Genomic DNA, 23,512 nt, shown 5'->3' on the forward strand with positions numbered 1-23,512 from the left:
CGGGGGAGATCACGGTGGAAGAGCTGCTGCCGCCGGAGTTGCGCGAGTTGCTGGCGGGTATCGACGCCACACCGGCAGGCCCCGTCCGCGCGGTCCTTTCCGGTCCGCCCGGCCACGGGAAGACGACGGCGCTGGCCGCGATCGCCCGGCACTATCGCGACGCCGGTGTCACCGTGGTCGCCCGGGAGGACCTGGTCCCGTCCACCCCCGCTTCCGCCGTGGCGATCCTGCTCGACGATGTCGACACCCTGCCACCGCGTACCGGACAGATGCTGGCCGGTCTGGCGGGTACGGCCACCCGGATGGTTCTCACCCACACTCCCGGCGGGGCCGGGGCGATGGCCACCGGCCTCGTGACGGCGACGACCCGGCACATCCGGCTCCCCGCCTGGGACGCCGTGGCCGTGGCGAGGTTCGCCGGCGAGCGGATCCCGGCCGACCGCGCGGAATCGATCCGGCGCCTGGCCGGGGGCGTGCCCAGACTGGTGGCGCGGTGCTTCCAGGTGCCCACGGTCGACGAGCTCATCGACGAACTGCGCGCGGAACTGGACATGCTCGGTGAACCGGGGCTGACCTACCTGGTCGTGGCGGACGTCACCGGCGATCGCGACGTCGAACTCCTCGCGACGGCACTGGGACGATCTCGCGAGCACCTCCCGGGCATCGTGGACCAGGTCCGCGCCGCCGGACTGCTCGCCGCGAACGACTCGGTGCCTCCTTTGGTGGCGCGCGCGGTGCGCGACCATGTCGGCATCGACCGGGTGCTGACGGTGCTCGTGCGGGTACTGGAGGATCTGTTGCGCGCCGGGCAACCCGTGCTGCCGATCGCGCGGGAACTCGAGCGTCTCGGCGCGGGCGGCGCGATCGTGCGCGCCGGACTCGAAGCGGCCGCGGTGGAGGCGGTCCACGACCAGCCCGCTGTCGCCGCCGAGCTCTACGCCGCCGCCGCGCGTGGCGGCAGCCCCCGGGCCCGGCTGGCACCGGGCTGGGTCAAGGCCGCGGTCCTCGCCGGACAACACGACATCGCCTTGCGGCTCGGCGACGAACTGCTGAGCGCCGCCGAACCGGCCCACCGCAGTCGCGGCGCGCTGGTCGCGGGCACGATCATGACGCGGCGCGGTGATCTGGCCCGCGGCGCGGAACTGCTGCGCTGGTCCGAGGAGCCGGGTGCGCTGCCGCTGGTGGCTCTCGCCGGGATCGCGCTCGGAGACACCACCGAGGCCGAGCGGAGCGTCGTCACCGAACCCGTTCCGGCGTACGGTCACGTCGCAGGACGGCTGCTCGACGGGATCCGCGACTCGGTCAGCGGGCACACCGAAGCCGCGTTGACGACCTTGCTGGCCGCGTCCGACGCCGCGGAGGCCACCGATACCGGCCACCTCCTCCCGGATTCACCGGCCGCGCTCACCGCGCTCGTCGCCTTGCACGCGGCGGAATTCGAGCTCGCCCACGGGGTGCTGAGCCGGGCGGCTCCCGGGACCCGGCACACCCTGCTGCTCGGCTGGACGGAGTTGTTGCGCGGTGACCTCGCCGCGGCGGAAACCCATCGTTCGGCCGCGGCGGGCCAGGACGGCCCCCTCTCGCCCCGAGACGAGTTGTTCCTCCGCGCGCTGGAACTCGGGCTCGCGAGGAGAGGCGACACACCGGGCGCGCTCCGCGTGAAGTGGGCCTCCGCGTACGAGGCGATGATGCGACAGCCCGTCGACCTCTTTTCGTTGCTGCCACTGGGGGAACTGCTCATCGCGGCGGCACGGGTGAAGGAGGGCTTCCGCGTCGAAGCACACCGCGGCCACGCCTTCGCGCTGCTCGCGCGGCATGGTCGTCCGGCGTTGTGGTCCGCGTGGCTCGACTGGTCGGTCTTCCACGCGGCCATCGTGGCCGGTGACCCGGAAGGCGCACGTGTCACTCTTCGTCGGCTCACCGACCAGCCGGCGCCCGGCCGCCTGGTCTCCGCGTTGGCGGCGGCGGGAACGGAATGGTCGGCAGTGCTGGGCGGTTCGGTCCAGGTCGACACCGTGCTCGCGGCGGCGGAAGGCCTGCACCGCACCGGATTACGCTGGGACGCCGCCCGGCTCGCCGGTCATGCCGCCGTCCGCGCCACCGACCGCGCCGTCATGGTGACGTTGCTGCGTGCGGCCAAACATTTCCCGCTCGACAGCGGCTCGGGCGCGGAACCGCAACCGCCGCCACCCACCGAGGCGCCCTCGTTGACCCCGCGGGAAACCGACATCGGCCGCCTGGTCGTCGACGGGCACACCTACCGGGAAATCGGTGAACGCCTGCACATCTCCAGCAAGACCGTCGAGCACCACATGGCCCGCATCCGCGGCAAACTGGGTGCCACCGACCGCCGTACGATCACCGCGCTTCTGGGGAACCTGCTGGGAAAAGCGGGCTGACTTCCCGCCTGGTGGGGGCCGGTCGCCGCCGCGGCCATGGAGTGAACCAGCGACGACGGCGACCGGCGGAACGCCGCCGCTACAGCGTTCCCCGCCGGCGGGTTGTCCGAGTCCCGCCGCGCGGCTGAAACCACAGTGTCCTGATCGGACACTGTGGACGTGGAAGCGGCCGTCGCGGCTCCGGAGGTAAGGAAGCCGCGACGGCCGCTGAATCCGGGTCACCCTCAGGGTGTGTTCGGGTGACCCGGACGATGACTAGTTCTTGTTGGTGCCGGGGGTCAGGACCTTGTCGATGACGAAGACGGTGGCGTTCTTGGTGGGGATGTTGCCGCACAGGACCTTCGCGCCGTTGACGGTCATGTTCTCGCCCGATCCTTCGATCTTGAGCGGGCCGCCGGCGGTGTTGAGGCTTTCGAGGGTCTTGGCGGACTCGATGCCCTTGGCGTCGTAGCGCTTGCCGACGACGTGGTACTGCAGGATCGGGGCGAGCTGGTCGGGCTTGCCCGCCAGTTCGGTGAACTTGGCGTCACCGAGAGCGGCGAAGGCCGGGTCGGCCGGGGCGAACACGGTGATGGCCTGCTGGGAGTTGAGGGTGTCGACCAGGTTGGTGGCCTTGACCGCGGCGACCAGCTTGGTCAGCAGCGGGTTGGTCGAGGCCGCGCTGGCGACCGGCTGCGGGCCCATCGAGTCCAGCGAACCCGGCTCGCTGCCCTGCGGCAACTGCGAACAGGCCGGGCCGAACACGTCGGCGTTGGTGGTGACCCCGTCACCCGAGGCGGCACTGGACATCGGGGCCGACATCGACGACGAAGGGGCCGGAGCCGGGGCGCTGGTGTTACCGGACGAGGCGTTGTCACTACCACTGCACGCGGTCAGGGCCAGCGCGGCGACCGCGGTGAAACCGATTCCTGCGACACGAAGCTTGCTCATGAAATTTCACTCCAGTGAAAGGCGGCTGGCTTGTCCTTTGTGGACGAGCCGGTTGTTGTTCTCGTAAAGGGGATTCGGTGCTGCCGGTATTCCGGATTGGTCGTCCGGGGAAATTTCTCAGGCGGCGGTGAAAGTGACGTTGTGCCAGCCTGTCGCGCCGTCGGGCACGGTGCCCGCGCGCTGGTCGGTCTGGGTGTAGCCGGACTTGTCGGTAGCGCGGCAGAACACCTGATGGACACCCGCGGGCAGGTCGACCTCGGTCCACCACATGCGCCAGGTGTTCAGGTTGACCTCGGTGGAGAGGTTGGCCACCTGCCAGGGACCCTGATCCACGCGGACCTCGACCTTGTCGATCCCGGTGTGCTGGGCCCAGGCCACCCCCGCGACACGGACCTTTCCCTTTTGGACGTTCGCGAAGCCGCGGTGCGAATCGATGCGGGACTCGGTCTTGATCGGCGCTTCCTGAGCCCAGCTTCGCTTGAGCCAGTACGCCTGACGCGCCGCCCAGGTGGTGACTTCAATGTCGACGACCCATTTCGTGGCCGAGACGTACCCGTACAACCCGGGGGTGACCAGCCGGACGGGGAAACCGTGCTCCAGCGGCAGGGGTTCGCCGTTCATGCCGATGGCGAGCATCGCGCCCCGGTCACGGTCCCGTGCGGCGGCGACCGGCGTCCCCGACGTCCATCCGTCGACGCTGGTGCAGAACAGCTGCTCCGAGCCGGGTTTCACGCCGGCTTCGTCGAGGATGTCGGCGAGGTCGATGCCGATGAAGTTCGAGGTGGACACATAGTCTCCGCCGACTTCGTTCGACACGCAGGTCATGGTGATGGTGCGTTCGAGCAGGGGCCGGTTCCGGATGTCGTCGTAGCTGTAGCGGATTTCCCGGTCGACCATGCCGTGCAGCCGCAGGCTCCAGTCCTCGGCCCGTAACTGCGGCACGGTGAGGGCGGTGTCCACGCGGTAGAACTTTTCGTTCGGCGTGAGGAACGAGGGTGTGCCCAGTTTCGCGAAATCGGCGTCGACCGGGATCGCCGGTGCCGTCCGCGCGGGAACGAGCTTGCCGATCGCCTCGCGAGACGCCGTGGCGTCCCGGGTCGAACTGATCAGCTGCCCGCCCAGCCCCGCCGCACCCGCGCCGGCGACGACACCGGCGCCGCCGATCAGGAAGGCACGCCTGGAGGTACCGGTCTTTTCGTCGGTGTTCCCTTCACGCCACACGCGCGGCGCGAGCCGGTGCAGCAGCAGGAAGACCACGACCCCGGTGGCCAGGCTGGCGACCGGCGCGAGGAGCGCGACCGCGGTCAGGTCCGGGCGCTGGTACACCGCGAACGCCCCGATCAGCCCGAACGCGGCGATGATCACCGTGCCGGGGACGGGCGAGCGTCGCGACAGGACACCGGCGAGCGCGGCGGCCAGCACCATGACCACGGCCATGCTGCCCAGCAGGACGAGCTTGTCGTAAACACCGAAGGTGCGGATCGCGAAGTCCTTCAGTTCGACCGGGGTGAGGTCGATGGCGCCGTTGCCGACGGCCAGATAGGGCGAGGCGTTGATGCTGATGAACCCCGCCACGAGGTGGCCGACCGCCAGCGCGGCGGCGAGGGCGAGGACGCCGGTGAACGCCGCCGCGAAGAACCGCAGCCGGGTTCGCTGCGGCTGGACGGCGCTTTCGGACGGGGGCAGTTCGGAGGCGGACATACCCCTGGTTCGGCACCCCGGCGTCGAAGGTTTGGCGTTGTGACCGGATCGACGCCGAATGCACCCGATCGTGGTCGCCGCAGGGGCGTCCGGAGATCCATACCAATACGGACGGCTCTTCCCGACGAATCATCGGTGACAGCTTGCTCGCGGAACAGTTCGTTCGCCGCGCGGCGCAGGCTCGGCTTCGGCCGAGGAAGGACCCACCATGACCGCCGCGAGGGCCACCGTAACCCTTCTCCGCCCGCCACCGCTTGCCGCCGCACCCTCCGCGCCGACCTCCGAAGAACTCCTCGGCCGGTCGGCGCGGGGTGACGAGCGGGCGTTCGCCGCACTGTACGACCAGCTCGTCGGATCGATCTTCGGCACCGCGCTGCGGGTGCTCCGCTCGCGCGCCATCGCCGAGGAGGTCACCCAGGAGGTCATGCTCGAGATCTGGCGTAAAGCCGCGCACTACGACCCGGCCAGGGCCAAGGTCAGCACTTGGGCTCTGACGATCGCGCACCGGCGAGCCATCGACCGCGTCCGTTCCGAGCAGTCCGCTCGCGACCGCGAAGACCGCGCCGACCTGCTGGACCTGCGCCGCCCCTACGACGACGTCGCCGAAGCCGCACTGTCCACAGAGGAACACGATCTCGTCAGAGGAGCCTTGTCCGCCCTCACCGAGCTGCAGCGGGAATCGATTCTGCTCGCCTATTTCCAGGGACTCACCTGCCAAGAGGTCGCCGACCGGCTCGGCGTCGCACTGGGCACCATCAAAACCCGCTTGCGGGACGGCATGATCCGCCTGCGAGACACGCTGGGAGTGACTCGATGACCACCGCCGAAGCCCACACCTTGACCGGTGCGTACGCGCTCGACGCGGTCACCGACATCGAACGGGCCATGTTCACCAGGCACCTGGCCGAATGTCCCACCTGCGCACAGGAAGTCCGTGAGCTTCGCGAAACGGCGGCGAGGCTGGGCGCCGCGGAGAGTGCTGTTCCCGGCAGCGGGCTGCGTGCCCGTGTCCTCGCCGAAGTCTCGGCGACGAGGCAGATCCCGCCGGCGATCAAGGCGTCCTCCGGCGCACCCCGGCGACGAGGTACCCGCCTGGCGATCGTGATCGCGTCCGTCGCGGCCGCGGCCGCCGTCCTGGCCGGTGGCATCAGTATCGGCTCGGGTCCCGCGGCGGCACCGGTCGCCGCGTCCGCTCCGGCGGACCTGATCACGGTGCGCGCCGGCGGCACCGGGGGAGGTGCCGTGGACGTCGGCTATTCGCGGCAACGTGGTGAAGCGACCATCAGAACGCAAGGCTTGCCGCCCCTGGACGGCACCCACGCCTACCAGGCGTGGCTCACCGGCCCGCGAGGAGCGCAATCCGCCGGACTCGTGCGGGCGGACGCCGGAACGCTCGCGGTGCCACTCGCCGCGGACATCGACCACGTCGCCATCACCGTCGAACCCGCCGCGGGCTCGCCGCAACCGACCACACCCACTGTCTTCGTGCTCCCTCTCGGCCGGTCTTGAAATCCACGGCACCTTCGCGCGGGTAGCAGCCACGCGAGCGTGTGCCCAGGCTGCTGCCCAGCGGTCACGCCGGGCCGCGGTGCGAAAAACGCGGCTCTCGCTCCGCTGGTCCGCGTGACCGCGGCACGGCCTCGACGTCCCTTTCTGCACCCGCACGCGGCGCACGCGCGTGTTTCCCCCTCTTCGGTGAAAGAACGCTGCGAATACGGCAGGTGACCCGACGGGCGCCCGTCAGCCGATCGGTGATCGTGATTGCGCCATCCCGGGGAACTTGCCGCCGGTGGCTTGCCCGATTGTGATCGCTGGGAATAACGTGACTCAACGGGGGTGGAATCTGGGGATGTTTCGTTGAATTCGCGGTGCGGTCATGGGGGCAACACCGAATATATATGAGCGTGCGCGATTCATGCTTTGCGCGTCTCTTCAGCTATTTCCTGGCCTGATGAGGAATGTCGGCTGATCCACTGCACAGGATCAGGCTTTGTGCACCCCGCAGGGAATATGCAAACAAGCAGAATGGGGTTGAAAGTGTCAATGGTTTACACGTCTGGAAAAGCCGCGAAGGTGGCGGCGGTCGCTTCGTTCGCACTGCTGATGTCCGTGGGGGTCGTCTCGACCGCGCAGGCCGCTCCGAGCCGGACGGCGTCCGTGGCGGCTGACTGCGTCAGTGCTGGTGGCGGCACCTGGTGCCGTGGCTCCGGGGTCAGTGGTGTCCTGAAGTCGTGCCACTCCAACTACGTTCACCCGAAGAACTACCACAGTTCGACCGCGGCTCTCGGGGCCGCGAACGACAAGCGGTACGCCAACGCGGGTTCCTGGTCCAACGCCTATGTCACGAACGGCTTCAAGTGGACCTGCAACACCTGGTACAACCCGAACGCGTGATTGGTTCCTGACGCACTGGGAATGATCGCGTGAAGCGGGTGCCGGGTTCGACGATCGCCGGATCCGGCACCCGCGTTCTCCGTCGGCGGAGGGAAAACCGATCTGATTCTTTTCGCGGTGCGTTTCGGCCTTTTCGACGAGAGTGATCGCAGATGAGACTGACTTTGTGCCTCCTCTTCGCGGGAGTCATGCTCGCCATTCCGGTGGTGATTCTCCTGGACAAGGTCCTCGAGCGGGAATCGGAAGGCGAAACCGCGGCGTATCGCATCGGGGCTGCGTTCGTCTGGCCGGAGAGCCCAAGGGCCGACGATCCCGCCGTGGCGCTGCGCGTTCTCACCGAGGCGGCCACGGCGACCCACTCCGCCGTTCTGCGCACCGCCGTGAACACCTCCTCCTCGGACCGGAAGCGCGTCACGCATTACGTTCTCCTCGGCCAGGACCGGACGGCACTGACCGACGAATTCACGTTGAGCGAGGGGCGCTGGCTGACCGCGGCCGAATCACGCGGCGGGCCGGTGACCGTTTCCTCGGCGCGCGCCGGGCAAGCGGGCAACGTGGGGGTGCCGTCGGTTCTCGGCGACCGGTACGACCTCACGTTCGCACCACTGCCCCGGGCCTTCGACGCCTTGCCGGCCGCCGGCCGGTACGTGGTGGAGGCCCCTGACCGCGCGGCCACGGACCGCTTCCTCGCCATCGTCCACCAGCGGCTGACCGAGGCGGGGGTCGACGGCCTGACGACCGCGGACCTGGTGCCGGATCCGAGCCGATCACCGGCCGAAGACCGGGCGAGCCTGGAAATCCTGACGGCCCTCCTCGCCGTCGCGGCGACCTTGATCATTCTCTTCGTCCTCCTGCGTGAGGGGAGGCGAATCGGCGTGCTGCGGTTGCTCGGCCATCCCGCGACGCGTATTTGGTACGAAGTCGTGGGACGAGTGCAGGCCGCGTCGGTCCTCGTCGCGCTGGCCGCCTGCTCGGTCATCGTCCTCGCCGTTCCGGGCGTCGACCCGGTGTTCCTGCGTTCCCTCGCCGGCACGGTGCTCCCGGTGACGGTGGCCGGAATCGCCGCGACGCTGGGAATCGGGCTGATCGTCATCCGTCGTGTGCAAGTCTCGGACCTCGTCAAAGGAAGCCTGCAGTGAACGATCGAACGCGGCACACCACTCCACGGAGTCGTTCGTCCTCCGGCGCGGCCATCACGGCGCTCTCGGTCGTGAAGGCCGTGTGCGGGGCGGTGGTGGCCGTCCTGACCGTCTTGATGTGGCAGCAATTCGCCGATCTGGAGAATCAGCGGGAACAGATCGCGCCGTGGGAGAAGGTCCAGGATTACGGCATCTTCTACCCCCGGCTCATCGGGGACGACCAGCAGGAGTTCGAAACCGGGGGCAACGCCTCGTCGGTCGCGGAGGCGCGTGACCTCTATCCCGTACTCGACCGTGCGGGAGCGATCTTCATCGACGCCGCGAACTACGAGCCCACCGCGCCTCCGGACCCGACGGCACGCTGGCCGGTGCCGCCGATCCAGGTGAACACCAACTACCTCAAGCAGTACCCGATCCTGGACGACTCCCGGAAAGTCGTCGACATCGACGACGGCGAACGGGCCTGGGTGGTCGCCGTGCCCGAGCGGTTCAAGGCGCGCGAAGCCGAGATCAGGCAACTGTTGCAGGAAACGCGCACCGGGGCGGCGGGGATCACCGGCGCGGTTCAGGCGGAAGAGCGGATCACCGGGGAACGGCCGCCGGAATGGTTCGCCGGCCAGCAGGTCCGGATCGTCTGGACGGCCTCCGGGCAAAAGGTGTTCAGCTTCGATCCCCGGGTCAACCCCGGGGACGGGAACCTGATCACGGATCCCATCGTCCAGATCATGACGCCGTCGAACAGCCTGACGGTGGACCGGCTCAACTCGATCACCGGCGGGCTGAACACCGGGTTGAAGGTCCGCGTCGACGAAGACCCCGCGGTCGTGCTGACCGGGCTCGCCCCGAAGTTGAAGGAACTCAAGCTCGCCGACAATCTCCAGCACCTCGTGAGCGTGCACGAAGCGCTGACCACGCAGGCCAACGACATTCGCGGTGGCATGTCCCAGCTCACGGTGTTCGGGGTCGTGGCCTTGGTCGTCATGCTGGCGCTGATCGCGATGATCGCGATCGTCGGCTCCGACCGGCTGCGCGGAAGGCTGGCCGTGCGCAGACTCCACGGCGTCGGTTTCGCTCGAACCTACCGGGAACTGCTTCTGACCTTGGGCGGGACCTGGCTCGGGCAAATCCTCCTCGCCGGTCTCGCCCTCGTCGTACTGGCGACGAACAGTTATTCGGTGCCCGGCGAGCAAGTGAGCTCGTTCAGCCAGGCATCAGCACTGGCGGCCGTGGCCGCCGTGACCTTGGTGGTCGAGGCTCTGCTCGTCGTCGCGACCGTACTCACCGTGGAACGCCGGAACACGAGCAGGCGATTGAAGGAGCTTTGACCGTGGAATTGGCTTGTGAACTCCAGGGCGTCCGGAAAAGCCACGGCGACCGCCGGGTCTTGGACGATCTCGATCTCCGGATCGAGAAGGGGGAATTCGTCGGCCTCGCCGGCGCGAGCGGAACAGGGAAGTCCACCGTCCTCAACCTCATCGGACTGCTGGACGCTCCGGATGACGGCGAGGTCCGCATCCTCGGTGAAAAGGCGCCGGGGCCGAGGACCAGGGCGGCGAATCTCCAGCGCCGGTACCGGCTGGGATACCTGTTCCAGAACTTCGCCCTCATCGACAACGAGTCGGTGGCACACAACCTTCGTGTCGCACTCACCTATGCGGAGCGCGGAACCCGCGGAACCCCGAAACGGGAACGTATCGCCGATGCGCTCGCGCGGGTGGGCCTGCCGGGAGCGGAAGACCGGAAGATCTTCTCGCTGTCCGGTGGCGAGCAGCAGCGCGTCGCCGTGGCCCGGCTGTTGCTGAAGCCGTGTGACATCGTCCTGGCCGACGAGCCGACAGGTTCCCTCGACGCGAAGAACCGCGATGTCGTTCTCGGCCTACTGGGGAAACTCAACGAGTCCGGCAAGACCATCGTCGTCGCGACGCACGATGACGCCGTGGCCGACCGCTGTTCCCGGGTGGTCGACCTTTCCGGGCACCTCACCCGCCTGCCCGCGTGAATGGGGGCCGCCGGGTTCTAGCAATGCTAGACAACCTAGCGGTGCTAGTGTTAGCCTCGCCGGGCAACCTAGCAACGCTAGATCCCTGGAGGGCCAGTCATGTTCACCGCACTCGAGATCGTCACGACCGTGGTCGTCGGCGTGATGGTGGGGGTGGAGTTCGCCGTCGCCTTCATCGTCAACCCGATCCTCAACGCCCTCCCCGAGGACAGCATGGTGCGCGGCCGTGCCCACGGGGGCCGGATGCTCGGCGCCGTCATGCCGTTCTGGTACATCGGTTCGCTCGTGCTCGTCGCGATCTGGGCCGTCGCCGGATGGCAGGACCCCGCGGCCGGGCTCGTCGTCGCCGCCGGTGCGCTGCTGATCGTCAGCGTGGTCATGTCGCTTCTGCTGCTCGTCCCGATCAACAACCGCGGCAAGACCTGGACCACCGAGAACCGGCCCGCCGACTGGAAGGAGCAGATGAACCGCTGGGACCGTTTCCACTACGCCCGGGTCGCGGTCATCATCGCCGCCTTCGCCCTGCTGGTGACCGCGCTCAGCTGAGCTTCGAGGTGCAGGCGGCCGACGGCCGGGTCATCCACACGAGCCCGCCCAAGCCGATCCGGGGAGCCGTTTGCCGCCCCTGACGCGCCGTCGTTTGTTAGTTTCTCGATCGTGAAGAGTTGGACCGCCTGGCCGTAGCGGCGCCGGGGCTCTGTGACAGGGCGCACGGGGTCGCCGCGTTGACCTCCAGTCCGATCGAGATCCGACCATGAGGCCATGACACTCGAAGCAGACGAAACACTCCTGTTCCGGAACACCATGCGGATCACCGACGGTCACCTGGAGGAGTTCACCGCCGCCGTCCGGGAGGCCATCGGCTTCGTCGAGCGCAACGCGCCGCAGATCATGGTGCAGACGTTCGTCGACGCCGATCGCATGCTGGCCTACAGCTATCAGCTGTACGCCGATTCGGACGCGGTCCTCGAACACTGGCGGATCTCGGAGAACCACATCAACGCCGTGTCGGCGCACTGCACGGTGGTGGACTTCCAGGTGCACGGCTCGCCCGACGAACGAGTATTGGCGGGGATGCGGGACATGATCGACGACGGCACCGCTGTGGTCACCGCGCGGATCGCGGGCTTCGTGCGGCCACTGCCGAGTCCGCGGGCTCCCTGATGACTTCCGCTGACGCGGCCATCCCGCCGACGCTGCTGAGCGCGGTCGTGGCGATCGGCCGCCAAGCCGGGCTGCCGGTCGCGGCCTGGTTCTCGGGGACCGGGCTCGGGACCGGGCTCCTCGACGACGTCGATGTCCGCGTGTCGTTGGACCAAGCCAGGACGGTGCTCCGCAGAGCAGTCGCGGCGATGCCGGACCGGCCCCTCGGCATCGAGGTCGGAGCCCGCGACGCGTTGCTGTCCTTCGGCTTCGTCGGCGTGGCGATGAGATCGTCCGCGACCGTCGGAGACGCGTTGGGGGTGCTCGACGAAATGCACCGGGCTTCCGGCAGCCTCGCCGACTTCACCGCGGAGGGGCTGGACGGGCCCGAGATCGAACTGTATCTCCGGGAACGCTGGCCGGATCCCGCCTTGCTCCCGTTCCTCGCCGAGGAGGCGTTCGCCAGCACCATCGCGTTCCTGCGCTCCGTCCTCGGCGAGACCTGGGCGCCGACCCGGGTGTTCCTCACCTACCGTCCGCCGGCCTACGCCGCCCGATACCAGCGGTTCTTCCGTTGCCCGGTGCACTTCGCCGCCGACGCCGATCGCCTCGTGATCGGTTCCGGCGTCCTGCGGGCGCCGATCCCCACCCATCACGAACCGACGCTGCGGACAGCGCTCGCGGTGTGCGGGAACCTGATCGCGCCGGAGCGGACCAGGCCGGGGGTCGTGGCCGCGGTGGAGGCGCTGCTGAACGCACACCTCCACCGCCCGTTCACCATGGCCGAGATCGCCGCGCAGATGCACATCAGCGAACGCACGTTGCGACGGCAGCTCGCCGAGGCGGGGGAGCGGTTCGCCGCCATCCGCGACCGCGTCCGCGAGCGGCACGCGACCGCGTTGCTCAGGAACTCCACCCTGGCGATCTCGGCTGTGGCCGCCGAAGTCGGCTTCAGCGACGGACGCGAGTTCCGCCGTGCCTACCGGCGGTGGACCGGCCGGACGCCCCTGGCCGCCCGCACCTCGGGCGACGGGTCTCCGGCCGCCGAGACCTGACTCCGTTGGTCAGGCCACCCGGGTCGGCGGTCCGGTGGCGCCGTCCGCCAGACGCGTACGGGCGCGGTGGTGGTGCTTCCCGACGGGTACGGTCTTCGTCGCTTTGGGCAGCCCCATGGCCGGTGTCCCGACGAACATGCTCTCCGCGCGCTCGACGACGAAGGTCTCGTGCCAGACTCCCACCGCCTCGGGGTGCTTCCTGGCCATCGCGTTGAACCTGGTCCATGCCGGTCGGTGACTCAGCGACCCGGTGGACGCGTAGGCGTAGAGCTTCTCGACCGAGGACCAGTACTGCACGGCGAACGGCCCTCTGCGGTTGAACAGGAACTCGTAGCCGAGCAGTCCCGAGTCCGGGTCCTCGGCGAGTTCGCGCATCATCGCCGGCATGGCGAAGAAGACCGGTAGGTAGAGATCGGGCCGCCACCACCGGTTGAACGTCATGCCGATGTGGAACACCACCAGCTCCCCGTCGTACTGATGCGTGACCCTGCCTGGGTTGATCTTCACGGTTTCCTCCTTTGCCGCGCCGTCGCTGCCTTCCGGTGACCAGTTCACCGTCCGGGAGGGCTTCGGGTGGAGGGCATCGACGGCCACCAAGGGGGGCGAACCGGACACGCTCAAGGCGCGGATGCACGACCAGCCGGCGGTCGACGTGACCGAGTCGATGCACGACCAGCCTTCGATCGTCGAGTACGACTTCAGCCCGACCCGGCGTTGCTTCGACTCCGGCTCGCCCAACGGCTTTCGGTCCCGCCGGCGCCTCGCACATCAGCGGCCCGTGTTGCGAAAGCCACTTTCGCAACGTCGTCACCTAGCCATCGGCCTACCCGCCGGCCAGCACCCGTTCGACGAAAGTCCCGGCCGCCAGCAGGTTCCGGTCGTCGCCGATGGCGCCGTCGAGGGCCAGCCCGGCGGGCAGGCCGTCGCGGTCGCGCCCCATCGGGACGGTCAAGCCCGGGAAACCCGCGATGCTGCCGGGCTGGCAGTTGCGGATGAAGGTCGAGAAGGTCGGGACCGCGCGCCCGCGGTGGACGAACTTCTCGACGGCCGAGAAATCCCGGGCCGTCGCGGGTGTGGTGGGGAAGGCCAGCGCGTCGATCCCGCTGTCCGCGAAGATCTTCGCGTAGGCGCCGCGCAAGGCCGCGCGGGTGGCGAGGGCCGCCTCGTAGACGGCAGGCTCGACGCCCGGCACGATCGCCTCGGCGAAGATCGCCCGGACGTCGGCCGCGGCGACCCCGGCGACGAGCCGCTCGAACGAGACCTCGGGCACGTATTCGGCGAGGTAGGCCCGGAGGGCGACGCCCGCTTCGTGGATCACCAGCGGCATTCCCTGGTCGGCGACGAGTTCGGCGAGGGATGTGTCGTCGACCGGCACGAGATCGACGCCTGCCGAACGCAACCGGGCGAGCGCGGCGTCCCACAGTTCTTCGACCTCCTCGGCAAGGTCGCCGGTCAGGAAGCCGTGCGGTACACCCAGCCGGATCGCTGAGCTCTCGATCAAAGGTTCCGGCTGTTCGCCCGCGAGCACCGCGTCGAGAAGGGCGAGATCGGCGACCGTGCGGGCGATCGGCCCGGCCGTGTCCCGGGTGGTGCTCAACGGCGTCATACCGCCGGACGGGTAGCGGCCCGAGGTCGGCCGGAATCCGCAAACCCCGTTGAGCGCGGCGGGAACACGCACCGAGCCGCCGGTGTCGGTCGCCAGGCCCGCCGGAACGATGCCCGCCGCGACGGCGACCGCGGTCCCGCCGCTGCTGCCCCCGGCGAACCGGGACGGGTCGCGGGCGTTGCGCACCGGACCCAGCGGGGTCGTGTCGCAGGTGATGCCGAACGCTAGTTCGTGCATGGCCGCCTTGCCGATGACCACGGCGCCCGCGTCGACCAGGCGCCGCACCACCTCCGCGTGCTCACGCGGAACGTGGTGCGCGAGAGCCGGCGTGCCCGCGGTGTTCGGCATGCCCGCGACGTGGATGTTGTCCTTGACCACCAACGGCATACCGCTGAGCGGTCCGCTCGTCCCCGGCGCGCCGTCGTCCGCCGCGAGATGGCTGATCGCGTTGAGATGCCGGACTTCTTCCGTGCGCGAGCGGCTTTCCGAAGCGCTCCAAGGTCCACTCACGGCGCCAGCTTAGCGTGACAAGTAACACAGTCAATGAAAAAGACAATCGTTTTCATTAGGCTGCGGCGCGCCACCTTCCCACGAGAAAGGTCGATCGTTCATGAGCTCCGGTCCCTCGCTGCACATTCTCACGCGCTCGGATCTGCGCAACCTCGAACTCACCCCGGACGAGGCGATCACCATGGTCGAAGACGGTTATCTGGCCTACGCGTCCGGAGCCTCGCGGAATCCGGCGAAGCTGATGGTGCCGATGCCGGATCCCGCGCGGGACGCCGTCGCGTACTCGATGCTCGGCTACGACGGCTCGCTCGAACAGGCCGCGTTCAAGACGAGCTACCGCCAGGGCAGCACCTCGGCCGAGAAGTACTACACGACGATCACGCTGTACGACGACACCACGGGCATGCCGTTCGCGCTCATGGACTGTCACCGCGTCGGCGCCACCCGCACACCCGCCAGCACCGCGCTGATCGCGCGTTCCTGCGCCCGGCCGGGCGCGCGATCAGCGCTCATGGTCGGCACCGGCGCACAGGGGATCCGGACGCTGCCGTACCTGCTCACCGCGCTGCCGGAACTCGAGCGGCTTCGGTTGTTCGGCACACATCCCGACGGCCTGCGCGACAGCGTCGCCGCGGTGAAGGAGCGGTTCCCGGACCGCGAGGTCGAACTCGTCGACGACGTGGAGGCCGCGGCGCGCGAGTCCGACATCGTGGTCGCGGCGTCGGGCCGCGCGGCCCACCCGAAGATCCGGCTCGGCTGGCTGCCGCCGGGCGGGCTGCTGATCTCGGTCGCCAGCAAGGGAGTCCAGGAGGGCACGCTCGCCGAGGCCGACTACACCGTGGCCACCAGCGGCCTGCAGGTCGAAGTGACCGGACAGCGGATGGCGGGGCCGGACGGGGTGTTCCGGATCGACGCCGAACTGCCGGAGATCCTCGCCGGTCGCGCGCCCGGCCGTCGCGGAGACGAAGACCGGGTGTTCGCCTTCAGCAGCGGCATGATCATCACCGACATCCCGGTGGCGCACGCGCTGGCCGCCCGCGCCATCGCGGCGGGCCGCGGCCGCGAGGTGGCCCTGTGGACCTGATCGACACCCTTTCCCCGCCCCTGCCCGCGCTCGAACGCCCTTGGGCGCCGCGCTTGCGTGACTCGGAGACCCTGTGGGAGATCGCCCGCGCCGTCGGCGGTGGGCCGTTCCACGTGGTCCATCCGGCAACTTTCGCCGAGAACCTCGGGGGAATGGTCTCCGCGCTCGCGGCCGAGCGCGTCGAGGGCACCGTCTACTACGGGAAGAAGGCCAACAAGGCGGCGGCGTGGCTGCGGGAATGCACCCGGCCCGGCACGGGCGTCGACGTCGCGAGCGTGCCCGAACTGGTGCACGCCCTCGGCAACGGCCTGCGCGGGGAGGCGATCGGGATCACCGGCGCCGCCAAACCGGACGGCCTGCTCTGGCTCGCCCTGCGGCACCGCTGTCTCATCGCGGTGGACGCGGCCGACGAACTGGAACGCGTCGCGCGTATGGCCGCCGAACTCGGGGAGACGGCCCAGGTGCTGCTGCGGGTGAGGCCGCCGTCCGCGCCCGAGAGCCGGTTCGGCTTCGCTCCCGACGCCTTGAAAGCGGCCGTGCGGCAGTGTGCCGAATCGGTTGTCCTCGGTGGATTTTCGTTCCATCTCGACGGCTACGATCCCGTGCCGAGGGCGGAACTGGCCGCGTACCTGATCGATCTGTGCCGGGACGCCCGCGCGCTCGGGCAGCCCGCGTCGAAGATCAGTATCGGCGGCGGGATCGCCGTGTCCTATGTGGACGCGGCTGACTGGGCGCGGTTCGAGTCCGGCAGGCACGACGGCTGGTTCCACGCCCGCCGCAACCCGTCGAAGACCTATCCGTACCACCAGGCGCCGGCCGGGGCGGCCATGGTGACCGCGATCCTGCGGTACGAGATCGCCGGGAAAACGCTCGCGGAACGCCTGCGCGCGGCCGGGATCGAGCTGCTGCTCGAACCGGGCCGGGCCCTCGTCGACGGCGCCGGGTTCTCGGTGTTCCCGGTGCTGGGCTGCAAACCGGCCGAGGACCACCTGATCACCACGGTCGCAGGCCTGTCCATGAGCCTGTCCGAACAGTGGAAGGGCAGCGAGTTTCTGCCCGACCCGGTCCTCGTACGCCGGGAGGCCGCGGACGGTACGCCGGTGCGCACGGTCGTCGCCGGTTCGAGCTGCATGGAGTACGACGTCCTGACCTGGCGCGCGGTGGAGCTGCCCGCGCGGCCGAGAACCGGCGATCTGCTCGTGTACCCCAACACGGCCGGCTACCAGATGGACAAGAACGAGAGCGGTTTCCACCAGCTTCCCTTGCCCCCGAAGGTGGTGGTCGACGGCGACCGCTGGCACATCGACACCGACCACCCGATCCAGGAGATCCGATGACGATCGTCCGGCGCGTGTCCGAGCTGATCGGGAACACGCCGCTGCTGGAGCTCGCGCGCACCGGCACCGGGACGCGCCTGCTGCTCAAACTCGACCAGCTCAATCCGACCGGCTCGTGCAAGGTGCGCATGGCCAGGCAGATGATCGACGAGGCGGAACTCGAAGGACGGCTGCGGCCGGGCGGGCATATCGTCGAACCCACCTCCGGCAACACCGGCAACGGGCTCGCGCTGGTGGCGCTCGAACGCGGCTACCGGTTCACGGCCGTGGTCGACCACCACGCCGCCCGTGAGAAGCTCCGGATGCTGCGCGCGCTCGGCGCGGAACTGGTGTTCGTCGACGCTCCGCCGGCCGGCGGGGTCGGTTCGGTCCAGCGGCGGCGGGTCGCGGCCAGGATCGCCGCGGAAACCGGTGCCTACCATCCCGATCAGCACAACCATCCCGGCAACGGCAACGGCTACTCCGGGCTGGCGCGGGAACTGCTCGGGCAGCTCGGTGACGTCGACGTGCTCGTCGCGGCGATCGGCACCGGCGGCTCCCTGTGCGGGACGGTGCGCTCCCTGCGCGCGGCGGGAGCGGGCACCCGCGCGGTCGCGGTCGAACCCGTCGGCTCGATCATCTTCGGTGGCGCGCCGGGGATCTACCACCAGACCGGGGCGGGCAGCCCGGCCGGTTTCCCGGTCGGGGCCAACGTCGACCGGTCGGTGATCGACGAAGCCCATCGAGTGTCCGACAGCGACGCTTTCGCCGGGGCTCGCGTCGTCGCCCGGCGCACGGGCGTCCTGGTCGGCGGGACCACCGGAGGCGCGATCCACGTCGCGCTCCGGCGGCTCTACGCGTATCCGGCCGGAAGCGTCGTCGTGGTGCTGTGCAACGACGCGGGGGAGAAGTACCTCGACTCGGTCTACGACGACGAATGGCTGCGTGCCAGGGGAGTGCTCGACGAACTGGCCCACCGCCGGATGGAGCGCTGGTTCGCCACCTACGCCGCGTCCGTGCGAGCGGCCGCCCGCGACCGGACGGCTCGTCCGGCACCGGTGGCGGTGGGCGTATGAGCACGGCGGTGGCGACCCGCGGATACCGCGCGCTCGTCGCGCTGGCCGCGCCGATCGCGGGAATCCAGCTGGCGCAGGTGGCGCTCACCAGCGTCGACCTGGCCATGCTCGGGCTGCTCGGCGTGACCGCGGTGGCGGCGGGCGGGCTGGCGATCCTGCTCTACAACCAGATCCGCACCATGTGCGTCGGCATGGTCACCGGCGTCGGGAATCTCGTGGCCACGGCGGCGGGGGCGGGGGAACTCCGCACCGGCACCGGCGAACTCGACGAGCGGGCGCGCGACGAGATCCGGTCGCTCCTGCGGTCCGCGCTGCTCGGCGCGACCCTGACCGCGGCGGCCGGTGCGGCCGTCCTTTGTGGACTGGCGGCCGCCTTGCCGTTGCTCGGGCAGAAACCGGAGATCGTGGCCCTCGCCAGGGCGATGATGTTCGCGCTGGCGGGCGGGCTGTTCCCCATGGTGTGGCTGAACGTGATACGCCAGTTCGCCGTCGGGCTGCGGCGGCCGGGCTCCTTGCTCGCCGTGACGCTGGTGTCGATCGCGGTCAACGCCGCCCTCAACGCGGCGTTCATCTACGGCTGGGCGGGGCTGCCCGCACTGGGCGTCGCCGGGATCGGCCTGGCGACGACGCTGGTCCAGTTCTTCACGCTCGCCGTGTTCGCCTCGGCCGTCCGGCGGGATCCCTTGCTGCGCCCCATGGTGTCGCTCGCGCTCTGGCGCGCGGATCCGGTGGTGGTCCGGCGGATCGCCCGGCACGGGACCCCGATCTGTTTCACCTACGGGTCCGAAGCGGCGATCACCTCGATCGCGACCATGCTGATGGGCGCCTTCGGCCCGGCGATGCTCGCCGCGTCGAACGTCGCGAACCAGCTCGCGTACATCGTCTACCAGGCCAACATCGGCCTGTCGCAGGGATCGTCCATTTTGGTCAGTCGCGCGGTCGCCCACGGCGATCGCGGGCGGGCGCCGGTGATCGCCCGCCAGGCGTTCACCCTTTCCTGGTCGCTGATGGCGGTGGTGAGCCTGGCGTACCTGGTGGTGCCGGAGGTGCTGTTGTGGCCGTTCCTGCACGACGAGGCCGACACGGTGGTGCTCGGCACGGCGTCGGTCCTGCTGGCGTTCGCCATCGCGCAGCAGTACAGCAAGGGGACGCAGAACATCCTCGTCGGTCTGCTGCGCGGGCTCGGCGACACCGTTTCCGGGCTTCGCTGCACCCTCGTCGGGTACTGGGGGGTGGGCGTGCCGTCGATGTTCTTGTGCGCCTACGTGTTCGGCTGGGGCGGCTGGGGTGTCTGGACCGGTCTTTGCCTCGGCTTCGCGGCGACCGCGGTCCTGCTCGGACGGCGGTTCGCCGCTCACGGTCCCGGTTCGGCACGGTAACGGTCGATCCGGTGGAGCAGGTCGCGGGCGGCGGGGTCGGTCGCGTGTCCGCGCAGGAGCGCCGCCAGCGGCGCCAGCCGGTCCTTGGTGCGGGTGGAACCGAGACCACGTGCCAGGTCCAGGGCTTCGGAGCCGGTGCGGACGGCTTCGTCGAAATCGCCCTGGAGCGCGTGGTTCTGCGCGAGCATGATCAGGGTGAGCGCCAGGCTGCGGGACATTTCCGTGCCGTAGCCGCCGACGGCGTCGCGTAGCCGCGCGATCGCCTCGTCACTGTGCCGGGAGGTGGCCGTCCTGGCCAGTTCGGTCAGGACGGTCCCTCGCATCGCGGCCATGTCCGTCGTGCCGAAGAAGGCTTCCCAGGGACGCGCGGGCGCCCAGGTGTCCGCGCTCTCGAACTGGCACTCGGCTTGCGAGAGGCACGCGAGGGTGGCGCGTTCGTCACCGGTCTTGGCCAGCGCCCACGCCTCGTTGACGGTCAGGATCGCCCTCGCCCGCCGGGAGCCGGACCGCTCGGCGGCGGCCTGGCCGTGGCGGAGCTGACGCAGCCCGTCCTCGACGTCGTCGTGGTGCAGCGCCAGCCTGCCGAGGCGGTACCGGATATTGGCGACGAGATTGTCGTTTCCCGCTTCGGCGGCGAGACCGAGCGCGCGGTCGAACCGGAACCGCGCCGGGATCCGCCTGCCGATGTCGAATTCCGTCCAGCCGAGCAGATTGTGCAGATCGGCGAGCACGGTCAGCAGCCGCGACCGGAGCGGGCCGGGCACCGAACCCCAATTGAGCAGCAGGCTGACCGATTTCACGACGTGCACCGCGTCGTGGGAAAAAGCGCCGCCCTGCCGGTAGTCCAAGGCACGCAGGACGCCGACGGCGTTTTCGAGACATTCGACGTCGGTGGTGCCGATGCGCCCCCGCGGTTCGCCTTTTCCGGTCGTTGTCATGAACTCACCTCACGCAAGTCATGGCCCGGTCACCGGCTACCCGGAGTCGTCCCCTCCGAAACCGGCCGTCACTCCGCGAGGGCCTTGATTTGACTGATTCCAGAGACGCTCTTATGGTCATTGGTGATGTCCGACTTCGAGGCACAGCTACGAGCGGTTTCGCTGCGTGTGACCCGGCCCAGGCTGGCCGTGCTCGCCGCGCTGCGCGATCATCCGCACGTCGACACCGAAACGGTGATAGCGCTGGTGCGGGCCGACCTGCCCACGGTCTCCCACCAGGCGGTCTACGACGTGTTGCGGGCGCTCACCGAAACCGGTCTGATCCGGCGCATCCAGCCCGCCGGCGCCCTCGCCCGCTACGAGACGCGGGTGGGTGACAACCACCACCATGTCGTGTGCCGTTCCTGCGGTGCGATCGCGGACGTCGACTGCGCCGTCGGCCATGCCCCTTGTCTCGCCGCCTCGGGCGATCACGGTTTCGTGATCGACGAGGCGGAGGTCGTCTACTGGGGCGTCTGCCCCGATTGCGCGGCCGAACCCGTCCAGCGATGAATTCGCCTCCCCCGGAAGGAAAGAAATTGAGTGACACCCCGGAGAAGGGCTGCCCCGTGGCCCACGACTCCGTGACCTCGCACGGAAGCGAGAGCGAGAACCCGGCGATCGACTCGCCGACGCCGAAGACGGGCGGCCGCCCGCGCACCAACAAGGACTGGTGGCCCAACCAGCTCGACCTCTCGGTGCTGCACGTCCACTCGTCGAAGGCCAACCCGCTCGGCGAGGACTTCAGCTACGCCAAAGAATTCGCCAAGCTCGACGTCGAAGCCCTCAAACGGGACATCACCGAGGTGCTCACCACCTCGCAGGACTGGTGGCCCGCCGACTTCGGCCACTACGGCGGCCTGATGATCCGGATGAGCTGGCACGCCGCGGGCACCTACCGCATCCACGACGGCCGCGGCGGGGCCGGCGACGGCGCGCAGCGGTTCGCCCCGCTCAACAGCTGGCCCGACAACGCCAACCTCGACAAGGCGCGGCGGCTGCTGTGGCCGGTCAAGGAGAAGTACGGCCAGCGGATCTCCTGGGCCGACCTGCTCGTGCTCGCCGGGAACGTCGCGCTGGAATCGATGGGGTTCAAAACCTTCGGCTTCGGCTTCGGCCGGGTGGACACCTGGGAGCCCGAGGAGATCTTCTGGGGTCCGGAAGACACCTGGCTGGGTGACGAGCGTTACGCCGGTGACTCCGAGATGGTGCCCGACGTCGGCGCGACCGAGATGGGTCTCATCTACGTCAACCCCGAGGGCCCCCGCGGCAGCGCGGACCCGGCCGCGGCGGCGCATTTCATCCGGGAGACCTTCGCCAGGATGGCGATGAACGACGAGGAGACCGTCGCGCTCATCGCCGGTGGGCACACCTTCGGCAAGACCCACGGCGCGGGTATCGCGGACGACCACGTGGGCCCGGAGCCCGAAGCCGCCCCGATCGAGACCCAGGGCCTCGGCTGGCTGAGCACCCACGGCAGCGGCAAGGGCGCCGACACGATCACCAGCGGTCTCGAAGTGACGTGGACCGACAAGCCGACGCAGTGGAGCAACCGGTTCTTCGAGATCCTCTTCGGCAACGAGTGGGAGCTCACCACGAGCCCCGGCGGCGCGAAGCAGTACGTCGCGAAGGACGCCGAGGCGATCATCCCGGACGCGCACGACCCGGCCAAGAAGCACAAGCCGACGATGCTCACGACGGACCTGGCGCTGCGCGTCGACCCGGCGTACGAGAAGATCTCGCGCCGCTTCCTGGAGAACCCGGACGAGTTCGCCCTCGCCTTCGCCAAGGCCTGGTACAAGCTGCTGCACCGCGACATGGGCCCGGTCAGCCGCTTCCTGGGGCCGTGGATCCCCGAGCCGCAGCTGTGGCAGGACCCGGTGCCGGAGGTCGACCACGAGCTGGTGGGGGACGCCGACATCGCCGCCCTCAAGGCGAAGGTGCTCGAGTCCGGGCTCACGGTCGGCCAGCTGGTCGGCACGGCGTGGGCGTCCGCGGCGAGCTTCCGGTCCACCGACAAACGCGGTGGCGCGAACGGCGCCCGGATCCGCCTGGCACCCCAGCGTGACTGGGAGGTCAACCAGCCGGAGCAGCTCAGGACCGTCCTGGAGACGCTGGAAGGCATCCAGCGCGAGTTCAACGACGCCGGTGGCGCCAAGATCTCGCTGGCCGACCTGATCGTGCTGGCGGGCACCGCCGCCGTCGAGAAGGCCGCGCGCGACGCCGGCACCGAGGTGAGCGTGGCGTTCCACCCCGGCCGTACCGACGCCACGCAGGAGGACACCGACGCCGAGTCGTTCGCGCTGCTCGAACCGCGCGCCGACGGGTTCCGCAACTACCTGCGTCCCGAGGAGAAGCTGCAGCCGGAGGTCCTGCTCGTCGAGCGCGCGTACATGCTCGACCTGACCGCCCCGGAGATGACCGTCCTCGTCGGCGGCCTGCGTTCGCTCGGGATCAACACCGGCGGCACCCGGCACGGCGTCCTCACCGACCGGCCGGGCGTGCTCACCAACGACTTCTTCACCAACCTGCTCTCGCCGGGCACCCGGTGGAAGGTGTCGGAGTCCGAGGAGAACGTGTACGAGATCCGCGACGTCACCACGGACGCGGTGAAGTGGACGGCCACCGCGGTCGACCTCGTCTTCGGCTCGAACTCCCAGCTGAGGGCGCTGTCCGAGGTCTACGCGGGCCAGAGCGCGCGCGAGCGGTTCGCCGCCGACTTCGCCAAGGCCTGGGCCAAGGTCATGGAACTGGACCGGTTCGACCTCGCCTGACGCCGTCGCGCGTGAAGGCCCCCTTCCCTC

At 69.5% G+C, this 23,512-nt stretch carries 21 protein-coding genes; 16 read left to right on the forward strand and 5 right to left on the reverse strand.

The window, feature by feature from the left end; translation table 11 throughout:
• Positions 1–14: 14 nt before the first annotated feature.
• The gene (locus ACLJQ7_RS36045; protein WP_410652637.1) at positions 15–2,399 is read left to right on the forward strand and encodes a LuxR C-terminal-related transcriptional regulator; all 2,385 of its coding nucleotides are present in this window, start codon (positions 15–17) and stop codon (positions 2,397–2,399) included.
• 255 nt (positions 2,400–2,654) lie between these two features.
• Here the strand turns inward: ACLJQ7_RS36045 and ACLJQ7_RS36050 are convergent, their stop codons facing one another.
• The gene (locus ACLJQ7_RS36050) at positions 2,655–3,329 is read right to left on the reverse strand and encodes a fasciclin domain-containing protein (RefSeq protein WP_410652638.1); all 675 of its coding nucleotides are present in this window, start codon (positions 3,327–3,329) and stop codon (positions 2,655–2,657) included.
• 117 nt (positions 3,330–3,446) lie between these two features.
• A complete protein-coding gene (locus ACLJQ7_RS36055; RefSeq protein ID WP_410652639.1) occupies positions 3,447–5,030 on the reverse strand; it encodes a molybdopterin-dependent oxidoreductase in 1,584 nt (527 codons plus the stop codon).
• A 208-nt stretch (positions 5,031–5,238) separates the two neighbouring features.
• On the opposite strand from ACLJQ7_RS36055, the gene sigK reads away from it, so the two are divergent.
• The 9 genes from sigK (at position 5,239) to ACLJQ7_RS36100 (ending at position 12,760) form a co-directional block, all read left to right on the forward strand.
• Positions 5,239–5,847, forward strand: coding sequence for an ECF RNA polymerase sigma factor SigK (gene sigK / locus ACLJQ7_RS36060; protein ID WP_410652640.1), 609 nt, complete (start codon positions 5,239–5,241; stop codon positions 5,845–5,847).
• Positions 5,844–6,539 carry an anti-sigma factor domain-containing protein gene (locus ACLJQ7_RS36065; RefSeq protein ID WP_410652641.1) on the forward strand — a complete coding sequence of 232 codons (696 nt, stop codon included), beginning with the start codon at positions 5,844–5,846 and terminating at the stop codon, positions 6,537–6,539. Before sigK ends, ACLJQ7_RS36065 begins: the two co-directional genes overlap by 4 nt.
• Positions 6,540–7,073: 534 nt before the next feature.
• Complete coding sequence (locus ACLJQ7_RS36070) at positions 7,074–7,424, forward strand: lactococcin 972 family bacteriocin (RefSeq protein ID WP_410652642.1); 351 nt, start codon at positions 7,074–7,076, stop codon at positions 7,422–7,424.
• A 152-nt stretch (positions 7,425–7,576) separates the two neighbouring features.
• Positions 7,577–8,563, forward strand: a complete 987-nt coding sequence (locus ACLJQ7_RS36075; protein WP_410652643.1) for a hypothetical protein — start codon at positions 7,577–7,579, stop codon at positions 8,561–8,563.
• Positions 8,560–9,888: a hypothetical protein gene (locus ACLJQ7_RS36080; RefSeq protein ID WP_410652644.1), complete on the forward strand. Its 1,329-nt coding sequence runs from the start codon at positions 8,560–8,562 to the stop codon at positions 9,886–9,888. Before ACLJQ7_RS36075 ends, ACLJQ7_RS36080 begins: the two co-directional genes overlap by 4 nt.
• A 2-nt stretch (positions 9,889–9,890) precedes the next feature.
• Complete coding sequence (locus ACLJQ7_RS36085; protein WP_410652645.1) at positions 9,891–10,562, forward strand: ABC transporter ATP-binding protein; 672 nt, start codon at positions 9,891–9,893, stop codon at positions 10,560–10,562.
• Between the two features lie 99 nt (positions 10,563–10,661).
• A complete protein-coding gene (locus tag ACLJQ7_RS36090; protein WP_410652646.1) occupies positions 10,662–11,108 on the forward strand; it encodes an anthrone oxygenase family protein in 447 nt (148 codons plus the stop codon).
• Positions 11,109–11,324: 216 nt separating this feature from the next.
• The gene (locus tag ACLJQ7_RS36095) at positions 11,325–11,726 is read left to right on the forward strand and encodes a hypothetical protein (RefSeq protein ID WP_410652647.1); all 402 of its coding nucleotides are present in this window, start codon (positions 11,325–11,327) and stop codon (positions 11,724–11,726) included.
• Positions 11,726–12,760, forward strand: a complete 1,035-nt coding sequence (locus ACLJQ7_RS36100; RefSeq protein WP_410652648.1) for an AraC family transcriptional regulator — start codon at positions 11,726–11,728, stop codon at positions 12,758–12,760. The genes ACLJQ7_RS36095 and ACLJQ7_RS36100 overlap by 1 nt, the downstream gene beginning before the upstream one ends.
• A gap of 9 nt (positions 12,761–12,769) precedes the next feature.
• Here the strand turns inward: ACLJQ7_RS36100 and ACLJQ7_RS36105 are convergent, their stop codons facing one another.
• Both ACLJQ7_RS36105 and ACLJQ7_RS36110 read right to left on the reverse strand, forming a co-directional pair.
• Complete coding sequence (locus ACLJQ7_RS36105; protein ID WP_410652649.1) at positions 12,770–13,498, reverse strand: DUF4188 domain-containing protein; 729 nt, start codon at positions 13,496–13,498, stop codon at positions 12,770–12,772.
• 85 nt (positions 13,499–13,583) lie between these two features.
• Complete coding sequence (locus ACLJQ7_RS36110) at positions 13,584–14,876, reverse strand: amidase family protein (RefSeq protein ID WP_410652650.1); 1,293 nt, start codon at positions 14,874–14,876, stop codon at positions 13,584–13,586.
• 100 nt (positions 14,877–14,976) lie between these two features.
• On the opposite strand from ACLJQ7_RS36110, the gene ACLJQ7_RS36115 reads away from it, so the two are divergent.
• From ACLJQ7_RS36115 to ACLJQ7_RS36130, 4 genes are read left to right on the forward strand one after another with little or no spacing between them, the layout of a single operon-like run.
• The gene (locus tag ACLJQ7_RS36115; protein ID WP_410652651.1) at positions 14,977–15,960 is read left to right on the forward strand and encodes an ornithine cyclodeaminase; all 984 of its coding nucleotides are present in this window, start codon (positions 14,977–14,979) and stop codon (positions 15,958–15,960) included.
• A complete protein-coding gene (locus ACLJQ7_RS36120; RefSeq protein ID WP_410652652.1) occupies positions 15,951–17,297 on the forward strand; it encodes a Y4yA family PLP-dependent enzyme in 1,347 nt (448 codons plus the stop codon). The genes ACLJQ7_RS36115 and ACLJQ7_RS36120 overlap by 10 nt, the downstream gene beginning before the upstream one ends.
• A complete protein-coding gene (locus ACLJQ7_RS36125) occupies positions 17,294–18,352 on the forward strand; it encodes a PLP-dependent cysteine synthase family protein (RefSeq protein ID WP_410652653.1) in 1,059 nt (352 codons plus the stop codon). The genes ACLJQ7_RS36120 and ACLJQ7_RS36125 overlap by 4 nt, the downstream gene beginning before the upstream one ends.
• A complete protein-coding gene (locus tag ACLJQ7_RS36130; protein WP_410652654.1) occupies positions 18,349–19,731 on the forward strand; it encodes an MATE family efflux transporter in 1,383 nt (460 codons plus the stop codon). The genes ACLJQ7_RS36125 and ACLJQ7_RS36130 overlap by 4 nt, the downstream gene beginning before the upstream one ends.
• Here ACLJQ7_RS36130 and ACLJQ7_RS36135 read toward each other — a convergent pair.
• Positions 19,707–20,669, reverse strand: a complete 963-nt coding sequence (locus ACLJQ7_RS36135; RefSeq protein ID WP_410652655.1) for a hypothetical protein — start codon at positions 20,667–20,669, stop codon at positions 19,707–19,709. The genes ACLJQ7_RS36130 and ACLJQ7_RS36135 overlap by 25 nt on opposite strands.
• Before the next feature lie 126 nt (positions 20,670–20,795).
• Here ACLJQ7_RS36135 and ACLJQ7_RS36140 point away from each other — a divergent pair, with 126 nt between their 5' ends.
• Together ACLJQ7_RS36140 and katG are read left to right on the forward strand one after the other, a co-directional pair.
• The gene (locus ACLJQ7_RS36140; RefSeq protein ID WP_410652656.1) at positions 20,796–21,221 is read left to right on the forward strand and encodes a Fur family transcriptional regulator; all 426 of its coding nucleotides are present in this window, start codon (positions 20,796–20,798) and stop codon (positions 21,219–21,221) included.
• Positions 21,218–23,482 (forward strand): catalase/peroxidase HPI, encoded by a 2,265-nt coding sequence (katG, locus tag ACLJQ7_RS36145; protein ID WP_410652657.1) that lies wholly within the window; start codon positions 21,218–21,220, stop codon positions 23,480–23,482. The genes ACLJQ7_RS36140 and katG overlap by 4 nt, the downstream gene beginning before the upstream one ends.
• The last annotated feature ends 30 nt before the right edge of the window (positions 23,483–23,512 follow it).

This window comes from Amycolatopsis sp. cmx-4-54, from assembly GCF_046548895.1.
GTDB lineage: Bacteria > Actinomycetota > Actinomycetes > Mycobacteriales > Pseudonocardiaceae > Amycolatopsis.

Excerpts from the sequence above, each read along its gene's own strand:
- ACLJQ7_RS36050 (WP_410652638.1), bottom strand. The coding sequence starts at position 3,329 with ATGAGCAAGCTTCGTGTCGCAGGAATCGGTTTCACCGCGGTCGCCGCG.
- ACLJQ7_RS36055 (WP_410652639.1), bottom strand. The coding sequence starts at position 5,030 with ATGTCCGCCTCCGAACTGCCCCCGTCCGAAAGCGCCGTCCAGCCGCAG.
- sigK (WP_410652640.1), top strand. The coding sequence starts at position 5,239 with ATGACCGCCGCGAGGGCCACCGTAACCCTTCTCCGCCCGCCACCGCTT.
- ACLJQ7_RS36065 (WP_410652641.1), top strand. The coding sequence starts at position 5,844 with ATGACCACCGCCGAAGCCCACACCTTGACCGGTGCGTACGCGCTCGAC.
- ACLJQ7_RS36070 (WP_410652642.1), top strand. The coding sequence starts at position 7,074 with ATGGTTTACACGTCTGGAAAAGCCGCGAAGGTGGCGGCGGTCGCTTCG.
- ACLJQ7_RS36075 (WP_410652643.1), top strand. The coding sequence starts at position 7,577 with ATGAGACTGACTTTGTGCCTCCTCTTCGCGGGAGTCATGCTCGCCATT.
- ACLJQ7_RS36090 (WP_410652646.1), top strand. The coding sequence starts at position 10,662 with ATGTTCACCGCACTCGAGATCGTCACGACCGTGGTCGTCGGCGTGATG.
- ACLJQ7_RS36095 (WP_410652647.1), top strand. The coding sequence starts at position 11,325 with ATGACACTCGAAGCAGACGAAACACTCCTGTTCCGGAACACCATGCGG.
- ACLJQ7_RS36100 (WP_410652648.1), top strand. The coding sequence starts at position 11,726 with ATGACTTCCGCTGACGCGGCCATCCCGCCGACGCTGCTGAGCGCGGTC.
- ACLJQ7_RS36115 (WP_410652651.1), top strand. The coding sequence starts at position 14,977 with ATGAGCTCCGGTCCCTCGCTGCACATTCTCACGCGCTCGGATCTGCGC.
- ACLJQ7_RS36125 (WP_410652653.1), top strand. The coding sequence starts at position 17,294 with ATGACGATCGTCCGGCGCGTGTCCGAGCTGATCGGGAACACGCCGCTG.
- ACLJQ7_RS36130 (WP_410652654.1), top strand. The coding sequence starts at position 18,349 with ATGAGCACGGCGGTGGCGACCCGCGGATACCGCGCGCTCGTCGCGCTG.
- ACLJQ7_RS36135 (WP_410652655.1), bottom strand. The coding sequence starts at position 20,669 with ATGACAACGACCGGAAAAGGCGAACCGCGGGGGCGCATCGGCACCACC.
- ACLJQ7_RS36140 (WP_410652656.1), top strand. The coding sequence starts at position 20,796 with ATGTCCGACTTCGAGGCACAGCTACGAGCGGTTTCGCTGCGTGTGACC.
- katG (WP_410652657.1), top strand. The coding sequence starts at position 21,218 with ATGAATTCGCCTCCCCCGGAAGGAAAGAAATTGAGTGACACCCCGGAG.